Origin of the sequence: Prevotella sp. SGI.167 (assembly GCF_050313615.1) — a bacterium.
In the GTDB taxonomy this organism is placed as follows: Bacteria; Bacteroidota; Bacteroidia; order Bacteroidales; family Bacteroidaceae; genus Prevotella.
This window is the reverse complement of record NZ_JBNPLT010000055.1, coordinates 1-8,657: the sequence shown is the minus strand read 5'-3', so window position 1 is coordinate 8,657 and position 8,657 is coordinate 1. Positions and strand designations below refer to the sequence as shown.

Here is an 8,657-nt window from a genome sequence, read left to right as displayed (position 1 = left end):
GGAGATTAGAGATTACAAGCATAGAACTTAAAGTTAACAATTAATATTTTTAATTAAATTTTATCGTATGAAAAGAAAGTATTTAAGCGCGCTGCTTATGGGTACACTTACAGTGGCATCCATGAGTACATTTACTTCTTGTAAGGATTATGATGATGACATCAGCAACTTGCAAGGTCAGATCGACAAGCTTGCTTCTGCTGACGATCTAAAGCAGAAGGTGTCAGAGCTCCAGGCTTTGATTTCTTCTAATCAGTCTGGCATCAGCTCTCTTGAGACAAAGTTGGCTGAGGTTAAGGCTACTGCTGACAGCAAGGCTACTCTTGATCAGGTTAAGGAAATCTTGGCTGACTACGCTAAGGTTTCTTACGTAGATGAAGCAAAGAAGTCACTCAATGATGCTATTGAGGCTCTCAAGACTGGCGACATCGCTCAGTTGAAGAAAGATGTAGAGGCTGCAAAGCTTGCTGCTGACAAAGCTAAGACTGATGCAATGGCTGCAATTGAAGAGGTTAAGAATGACTTGACTAAAAACTTTGAAGCTAAGCTCGAGTCAGAGAAGACACTTCGTGAGGCTGCTATTGCTGCTCTTGAGACAAATAAGGCAGACAAGACTGCTCTTGATGCAGCAATCGAAAAGTTGGAAAAAGCTGACAGAGATGCTAAGGTTGAGATTCTTGGTAAACTCGAGAACTGTATTACTTCAGCTGATGCTCAGACAAAAATTAACGAAGCTATCGATGCTTTGAAGAAAGGTGATATCAAAGACATTAACACCAAACTCGATGCTGTAAAGACAACAGCAGAAAATGCTTTGGCTAAGGCTGATAAAGCTGAGTCTGAGAAAGGTAAGGCTTATTTGAAGGCACTTGAGGCTGCTGACGCTGCTACTGCTGCTGCAACTGCTGCTGCAAATGCACAGGCTAAGGCTGATGCTAATGAGACAGCTGTCAATAATATCAATGACCTTCTTGGTACGGGCTTCTCTGCAAAGAACACAGTTAAGGCTGCTATCGAACTTATCAATACTCAGTTGACTAACGACAAGACTGGTCTTGCAGCTCTTGATGGTCGCTTGAGCAGCATTGAGTCTCTCCTTAACCAGGATACTCCAGATGCAACAAGCTTGAAGACACGTGTTGACAACATCGAGAACAAGTTGAAGGACATCATCGGTCAGTACTCTACTATGGTAACTGACGTTCAGTTGTATAACTTCGCCGTGCCAAACTATTCTGGTTTCAATAGAACTTTGAAGTTTGTACAGGCAGCAGAGAAGAACAATGTATTCCCTGCTCAGGCTGGTGTAGCCACAGAACAGTTGAAGTTTGAGGAAGGTAAGTACTATGCAGGTGAGGATAGCTTGTTGATTCGTGTATCTCCAGTTGATGCAGTATTGACTACAAGCAATGTTTCTTTGATGAACTCTCAGGGCAAGGAACTTAATGACCTTATCGATGTTACAGAGGTTCATAGATACGATAAGTTGCTTATGGGTTATACTCGTGCTGAAGGTGCAAATACTGGTCTTTGGGTAGTTAAGTTCAAAGCTAAGGATTTGGGCGAAAATTTCGAGGCTGCAGCTGCTACAAAAGATGAGTATGGCCAAACACGTTCTATCCTTTATTCTGTTGCTGTAAAGAATACTTATAATACAACAGATAAGGCTGAGGATGCTAATACACGTCGTGTAACTTCAGAGTTCGGTGTAGATTTGAGTACATCAGATGCACAGCACGCTTGGGACTTCGAGGTAAACACTAATTCTGTAGCAAATATCCGCAACCGTTATTACCATACAGAGACTCGCACTTATACAGGTAATGTTCCAGAATTGGTATGGAAGAATAATGCTGCAACAACTGTTGTAACAGAAAATGATGATGCAACTAAGATTAATGCTGTAAACCGTCCAGATTGGGATGATGAGAGTAGAGATTGCCGTCAGTGGAAAAACATCCTGGCTGTAGAAAAGGGTAAGGATATCACTATTGACTTCTCTAATACTGAGCTGAAGGGTGTTAAGGGCTTCTACGTAACTCTCGATGAGGCATTTGCAAAGGAATCTGCACCATCTGAGTTGAATGCTTGGAACTCTTATACTTATAAGGGAGTAGGTTACCATAAGAATGGTGGAGCATATGTTCCTGCAGAGTTGTTTAAGGGTAGCCAGGGTAAAATTAGAATTGAAAATCTTGGAAATGTACAGGGCGACGTTATTGGTTTCCGTGTTTATGCAGTAAACTATGATGGTACTTTGTATGACCCAGATGGACGTTCATTCTATGTAGCAGTTGGAGACGTTAAGACAGAGATGCCTCTTGCAAACGCTAAGGCAGAACTTGATATGGCAACTCCTACACAATTCGTATCTAACTTGATTGACGCAGATTTCAGTAAGGTAGATTTCGATGGTTCGAGAACATGGAAGATTTCTGAGAAGGATGTAGCTGGAGAGACTCCATCTTGGGGAGACTTTACTGTTAAGTACTTCGATAAGGACAAGAATGACATTTCTTTGGGCAAAGATGTTAAGTACATCCAGTTCGTATTGAACAATCCTCAGGCATTCGTTGACGGTGAGACCTACAATGCTTCAATGACACTGACAAAGAATATTTCTGGTGCTACAGCTGAGGCATGCAATGTAACAGCATCATTCACAAAGGTTATGCCTACTGCAGCTCCTACATTCTGCTATCGTGATGGTTACAGCAAGACTCCTGAATATATCATCCCAGAAGGTGGTGACTATACAGTTGGTTCTGACAACAAGGGCGGTTCATTCAAGTTGAACAACCTCTTGATTATCGACAACAACAACACTTGGAAGGGTGCTGACCTCTTCGAGGCTAGTACAGCTGGTAAGTTCTCATTCAATGTATCAAATGGTACATACGATGCAGAGAAGAAGAATGTTGTTTCAGCTAAGGCTGATGTTCCTTACGTATTGAGTGTAGTAAATGGCAAGAATAACTTGGTAGATAACAAGACTGAGCGTACAATTGCTGCTAACTATATTTACTATAACATTTCTAAGCAGTACAACAAGGAAACAAAGCACTACGAGCCAGTACATGAATATCCTGTAGCTTCTGCATCTTCAGAGAAGATTGTTTACTGCTCTTGGATGAAGACTCTTGCTGTGAAGACTGCCCTCAAGTCTACTTGGACAGGTACTAAGGGTGATGGTGATGGTAAGAACGTCGTAACATGGAAGGCTACTGGTGACGGTGGCGCTGACTTGGATTTGGCTAACCTCCAGACTGAAATTAGTGATTTGAAGTTGCTTCCTGCAGGTGCTTTGATTGCTGATGGCAAGTCATTCGGTGGTCTTATCGATGCAAATGTAGTAGAAGTTGTAAATGGCAAGTATGGTAAGGTTTACACAACCGACAAGAACAATACTCAGGTTAATCCTCACTTCTCTGCAGAGTTTGATGGCTCTAAGATTGTTCTTACACAGCGTGCAGAAAGCACTATAGCTCCTAGCACAACTGCAGGCAATATCCACTTCACTGTTAAGGATTGCTTCGGTAACACTAAGGAGATTGTATTGCCATTCTACATCAAGAAGTAATTTGAAACGATTTACAAGTTAGGAGTGATAAGCTCCACAATGTAAATAAGATACTATTCATTGGGGGCGTTCAGTTTTGAGCGCCCCCTTTATTTTTTACTTATAAGATGAAGAAATTATTATCTATAATTACTGTCTGTCTTATTGCCATTCTCTCTTTCAATGCCTGCAGCGAAGAGATTAAGAGTACTAATGTCAGTATCAAGCAGATGACAGATTCTACTCTTCTTACTATCATCGATGACCATCAGGTTACATTCGATTACAAGCAGGCTACATTTGACAATGGCTTTGTGATGGCTGGCGACTCTGCAGTGGTTCACTACATCGGTGAACTTTCTGATGAACCTGTTAAGGCAGTTCTCATCAAGCTGATTCCAAAGAAGGGTCATGTAATGAATGCAGTTTACGATCCTAACAAGAAGTTGGAGACTGCTCCAATGACCAAGGAAGAGGTGAAGGAATTGGAGGAAGGTGTTGAGTTCGCCAAAAAGCACCAGCCAAAGAAGAATAAATAAGGTAGATATCCCGATTTATTAATCAATAAAGAACATGATTATGAATACAATGAAATCATTATTCGCTGCTTCGTTGTTGGCCCTCGGCACAACATCGGCTATGGCACAGGCTACTTACACCGACCAGAACGGTGATGAGTATACTTTCAACAAGCATTGGTTCCTGGATCTGCAGGGTGGTGCTCAGTATACACTCGGTGAGGCTAAGTTCGGTGACCTGCTCTCTCCTAATGTTCAGTTGGGTCTGGGCTACCAGTTCTCTCCTGTCTTCGGCATGCGTCTGCAGGCTAACGGTTGGCAGAGCAAGGGCGGTTGGGCTGGATTCCGCGCTCAGAAGGGCGAGACTCCTTATAACGCTCAGTATAAATATAAATATGTGGCTCCTGGTGTTGACTTCATGTTCAACCTCAGCAATCTCTTCTGCGGTTGGAACCCTAACCGTGTGCTGAACGTTACTGCCTTCGCTGGTGCAGGTGCTAACATCGCCTGGGATAACGACGAAGTGAATGAGTTGGCTGCAACCATGAAGAATATGAATGCCTACAACCTGGAGTATCTCTGGGATGGTACCAAGGTTCGCCCTTACGGTCGTGCCGGTCTTGAGTTGGCGTTCAAGGTCAGCAAGTCTGTCAGTCTGATGCTTGAGGGTAACGCCAATGTCATTTCAGACAAGTACAACTCTAAGAAGGCAGGTAATCCTGACTGGTATTTCAATGCTTTGGCTGGTCTTCGCATCAACCTGGGCAAGAGTGCTACCAAGAAGGAGAAGCCAGTAGAACCAGAACCAGCTCCAGCACCAGTTCAGAAGGTTGAGGAGCCAGCACCTGCTCCAGCACCTGTAGTAGAGAAGAAGGTAGAGGAAATCCGTCGTGATATCTTCTTCACCATCAACTCTAACAAGATTTCTGCCAAGGAGAACCAGAAGATCCTCGAGGTCATCGACTTCCTGGTGAAGTATCCTGAGGCAAAGGTGGTTGTTACCGGTTATGCTGACAAGGGTACTGGTAATGACAGAGTGAACGACCGCATCGCTGCCAAACGTGCTGCTGCCGTTGTCTGGATGTTGGAGAAGCGCTATGGCATTCCTGCTGAGCGCATCACAGAAGAGTCAAAGGGTGCTCGTGTTCAGCCATTCGCAGAGAATGACAAGAACAGAGTATCCATCATGATTGCTAAATAATATCTGGCTTGTGCCAAATATTATTTATCACTAATTCAGGATTCGGGGCAAGCCTGTAAAGCTTACCTGAATCCATGCTTTTAGCGAGGTTTCTTTTTCAAGAAGCCTCGCTTTTTCGTTTCTTTCTTTTCGAAAAGTTAGTTGGAAATTCATTCGTGCTTTTTTGATTCTGCCTGTTCTTCCTTTGACAAAGAGGTGTTTTTTGCCCCACCTGTCCCTCCCCTGCGGGAGGGTCCTTAACCCACTCCCAAGCCCTCGCCCTTTCCAAAAGGGCAAGGGATGTAACCGCCCTGCAGTGCTGTTTTTTTCGATCCAGCCCGTCCCTCCTTAGCCAAAGAGGGAGCTTTTCGATCCACCCCGTCCCTCCTTAGCCAAGGAGGGCTCCACCGCTTTCCCCAAGCCCCTTTCCCCTCAGGGGACAGGGGATGTAACCGCCCTCCGGTGCTCAGAACCGCTTCGCTCTAAGGTTGGCGGGGCATCAAAGCCCTCGCCATATTTTGCGGGATGGGACCGCCTGGGGACAAGGACTTTTAAAGGTAAAAGAGCTATTTAAAGGTAAAAAAGTAAAAAGGTAAAAAAGTAAAAAATCTGCGTCATCTGCGAAATCTGCGTGACTTTTAAAGGTAAAAAGGTAAAAAAGTAAAAAGGTAAAAATCTGTGTGAATCTGTGAAATCTGTGGGACTTTTAAAGGTAAAAGGGTAAAAAAGTAAAAAGGTAAAAAATCTGCGTCATCTGCGCAATCTGCGTGACTTTTATAAGGTAAAATAGTAAAAGAAAAAATCTGCGGGAATCTGTGAGAACTGCGGGACTTTAGAAGGGCTGCTTATTGGATAATTGGTTGATAACTTGAAGATTTCTTGCTTTTTTCTTGGTGGTTTCAAGAAAAAAACGTACTTTTGCAACTAAAGTTAAACGTTTATAAATAAAAGATTATGGCAACATTAACTATACAAGTGGAGGACAAAAGTGTTATGGCAGGACTTAAGAAGGTACTTGAGTCAATGAAAGGTGTCGTAATTGTTCCCAATCATCAGAAAAAATCCGGTATAGAGGAAGCAATGGATGATATTCGCCATGGTAGAGTTACTGAGTATAAAAGTGCTGATGATATGTTCGAAAAGTTGGGAATATGAAATACAAAATCATAGCTACCAAACACTTTCAGAAGGATGTGAAACGTTGTAAAAAACGTAATCTTCCAATGGAAAAGCTAAAGAAGGTAATTCGCTTACTCGAAGAGACAGGACAATTACCTTCTGAATATAAACCGCATAAACTATCTGGGCAATATGCAGGAAGCTGGGAATGTCATATTATGTCTGATTGGTTGCTGATATGGACACAAAATAATGAGGATTTGGTATTGGTAATGACTAATACCGGTTCTCATAGTGATGTCTTCTAAAAATCACCCTTACATAGTCTTTATGCCCCCTTCAGTAATCCTTGTTTAGATCGGAAACCTCAGGTACGAGAGGGTGTAACCGCCCTGCAGTGCTGTCTTTTTCGATCCACCCCGTCCCTCCTTAGCCAAAGAGGGAGCTTTTCGATCCACCCCGTCCCTCCTTAGCCAAGGAGGGCTCCACCGCTTTCCCCAAGCCCCTTTCCCCTCAGGGGACAGGGGATGTAACCGCCCTCCGGTGCTCAGAACCGCTTCGCTCTAAGGTTGGCGGGGCATCAAAGCCCTCGCCATATTTTGCGGGATGGGACCGCCTGGGGACTTTTAAAGGTAAAAGAGCTATTTAAAGGTAAAAAAGTAAAAAGATAAAAAATCTGCATCATCTGCGCAATCTGCGTGACTTTTAAAGGTAAAAAAATCCGTGAGATCCGTGTGGGACTCTGTTTACATGTCTGGCATCTGAATCTCTGGAATTACCAGATTAGAGTCTTCTATCTCATTATTAAAGAACATACAGTAATATATAGGCATATAAGTGATGCCATTTTCCGTATAAACCTTCTGCTCATTACTCAGCACCACAGCCTCATGAATATGATATTCAGGGGTATCCAGAAACTTATCTAGCGCACTATGCACCCTATAATCCTTACCAGACTTGATTTCCACTGGCAAAACTGTCAGATTCCTGTAATCATCTATCAGATAATCCACCTCACCTTTCTGCTTGTTATCATAATAATGAAGCTCATAACCATGAGCATGAAATTCCTGAGCTATGACAGACTCATATACTGCTCCCAGATTCACACTCCGCTCGTCCCTCAACACCGCATTGATATTCGTACCATAAAGAATATTGGTCAATAAACCCACATCATTCATATAGAGCTTCAGCAAATTCTTGCTCTCCGACTCAATCAGCGGGAAACTCGGATTGCTGATAGCCTGCACCGATAAAGCTACCCCAGAATTCGTAAGATATTCAAACTCCTCAGCGTAGTCGCTAAACTGCTTATGCGCCTTCAAGCCTTCGATGTTCTTTACGATGATACGCTTTTTCTTGTTTTCCATATTCGATGGAATCATATCATATATCTTTCTGATAACAAGCTTGCGTTCATCATCATACTGCGATGCATCTACCCTATAAAGTGCATGAATATCCCGCTGTATACTGCGCACTTGAGCCATATTCCTATTTTCAAGAAATTTATTGACGGCATCTGGCATTCCTCCCACTAGCAGATAAATCTTAAACTGCTGGAGCATATAGTTGTGCATCGACTCATTCAAGGCTTTCTTATCCAGAAAACTCTGACGCATGCTCTCTATCGCCTTCTTTCCACAACCCATCGCCCACAGGAATTCCTCAAAATCAAGAGGATACATCTGTTGGATAGCGATGCTTCCGATAGGCACAGAAGGGGTCTGCGACAAGGCGACACCCAGCTGGGAGCCACTTGCCACATATCGGTATTTGCCATCCTCGTTGAGAAACTTAAGCATAGTCATCAAGTGAGGATAACTCTGGATTTCATCAAGAAATACCAGCGTATCTTCCTTGCTTCCAAGATTGTTACCTGCCATAGCACCCAACTGCAAGTAAAAGTCTTCCTTGCTCCTTACTGTTTTAAAAATGCCATCTCCTTCTTGGTCTGCCTTGAGATTTATCTCAACAAAATGCTTGAAAAGTTTCTTTCCTACATATCTTATCAGATACGATTTTCCTATCTGCCTAGCTCCATTGACAAGCAGAATCTTCCGGGTTTCATGGAGGAGAAATTTCTCCAAACTTTCTGTAAATTTACGTTCTAACATAAGTTTTTCGCTTTATCCGATGCAAAGATACTTATTTTCAAGGAATTACGCAAGTTTTCAGGACTTTTTCTTTCATTTTTAGGGGTAAAAATAGGAATTATTCCGATATAATGAGGGGTAAAAAGAGGAATTATTCCGGTGTTTTGCCCCACCTGTCC

General features: G+C 42.8%; 6 protein-coding genes. 5 read left to right on the top strand and 1 reads right to left on the bottom strand.

Annotation, left to right across the window (positions count from 1 at the left end):
- Positions 1-97 precede the first annotated feature (97 nt).
- The 5 genes from ACQRBJ_RS15410 (at position 98) to ACQRBJ_RS15390 (ending at position 6,684) form a co-directional block, all read left to right on the top strand.
- Positions 98-3,580 (top strand): coiled-coil domain-containing protein, encoded by a 3,483-nt coding sequence (locus ACQRBJ_RS15410; protein WP_445304150.1) that lies wholly within the window; start codon positions 98-100, stop codon positions 3,578-3,580.
- A 107-nt stretch (positions 3,581-3,687) separates the two neighbouring features.
- On the top strand, positions 3,688-4,098 hold the full coding sequence (locus ACQRBJ_RS15405; protein WP_445304149.1) for a hypothetical protein: 411 nt from the start codon (positions 3,688-3,690) through the stop codon (positions 4,096-4,098).
- A 40-nt stretch (positions 4,099-4,138) separates the two neighbouring features.
- Positions 4,139-5,278, top strand: a complete 1,140-nt coding sequence (locus ACQRBJ_RS15400; RefSeq protein WP_445304148.1) for an OmpA family protein — start codon at positions 4,139-4,141, stop codon at positions 5,276-5,278.
- 933 nt (positions 5,279-6,211) lie between these two features.
- A complete protein-coding gene (locus tag ACQRBJ_RS15395; RefSeq protein ID WP_441934514.1) occupies positions 6,212-6,412 on the top strand; it encodes a hypothetical protein in 201 nt (66 codons plus the stop codon).
- Entirely contained in the window at positions 6,409-6,684 is a 276-nt protein-coding gene (locus ACQRBJ_RS15390) for a type II toxin-antitoxin system YafQ family toxin (RefSeq protein ID WP_441934516.1), read from the top strand. Before ACQRBJ_RS15395 ends, ACQRBJ_RS15390 begins: the two co-directional genes overlap by 4 nt.
- A 438-nt stretch (positions 6,685-7,122) precedes the next feature.
- On the opposite strand, the gene ACQRBJ_RS15385 is transcribed toward ACQRBJ_RS15390, so the two are convergent.
- Complete coding sequence (locus ACQRBJ_RS15385) at positions 7,123-8,499, bottom strand: ATP-binding protein (protein WP_445304147.1); 1,377 nt, start codon at positions 8,497-8,499, stop codon at positions 7,123-7,125.
- Between the last annotated feature and the right edge of the window lie 158 nt (positions 8,500-8,657).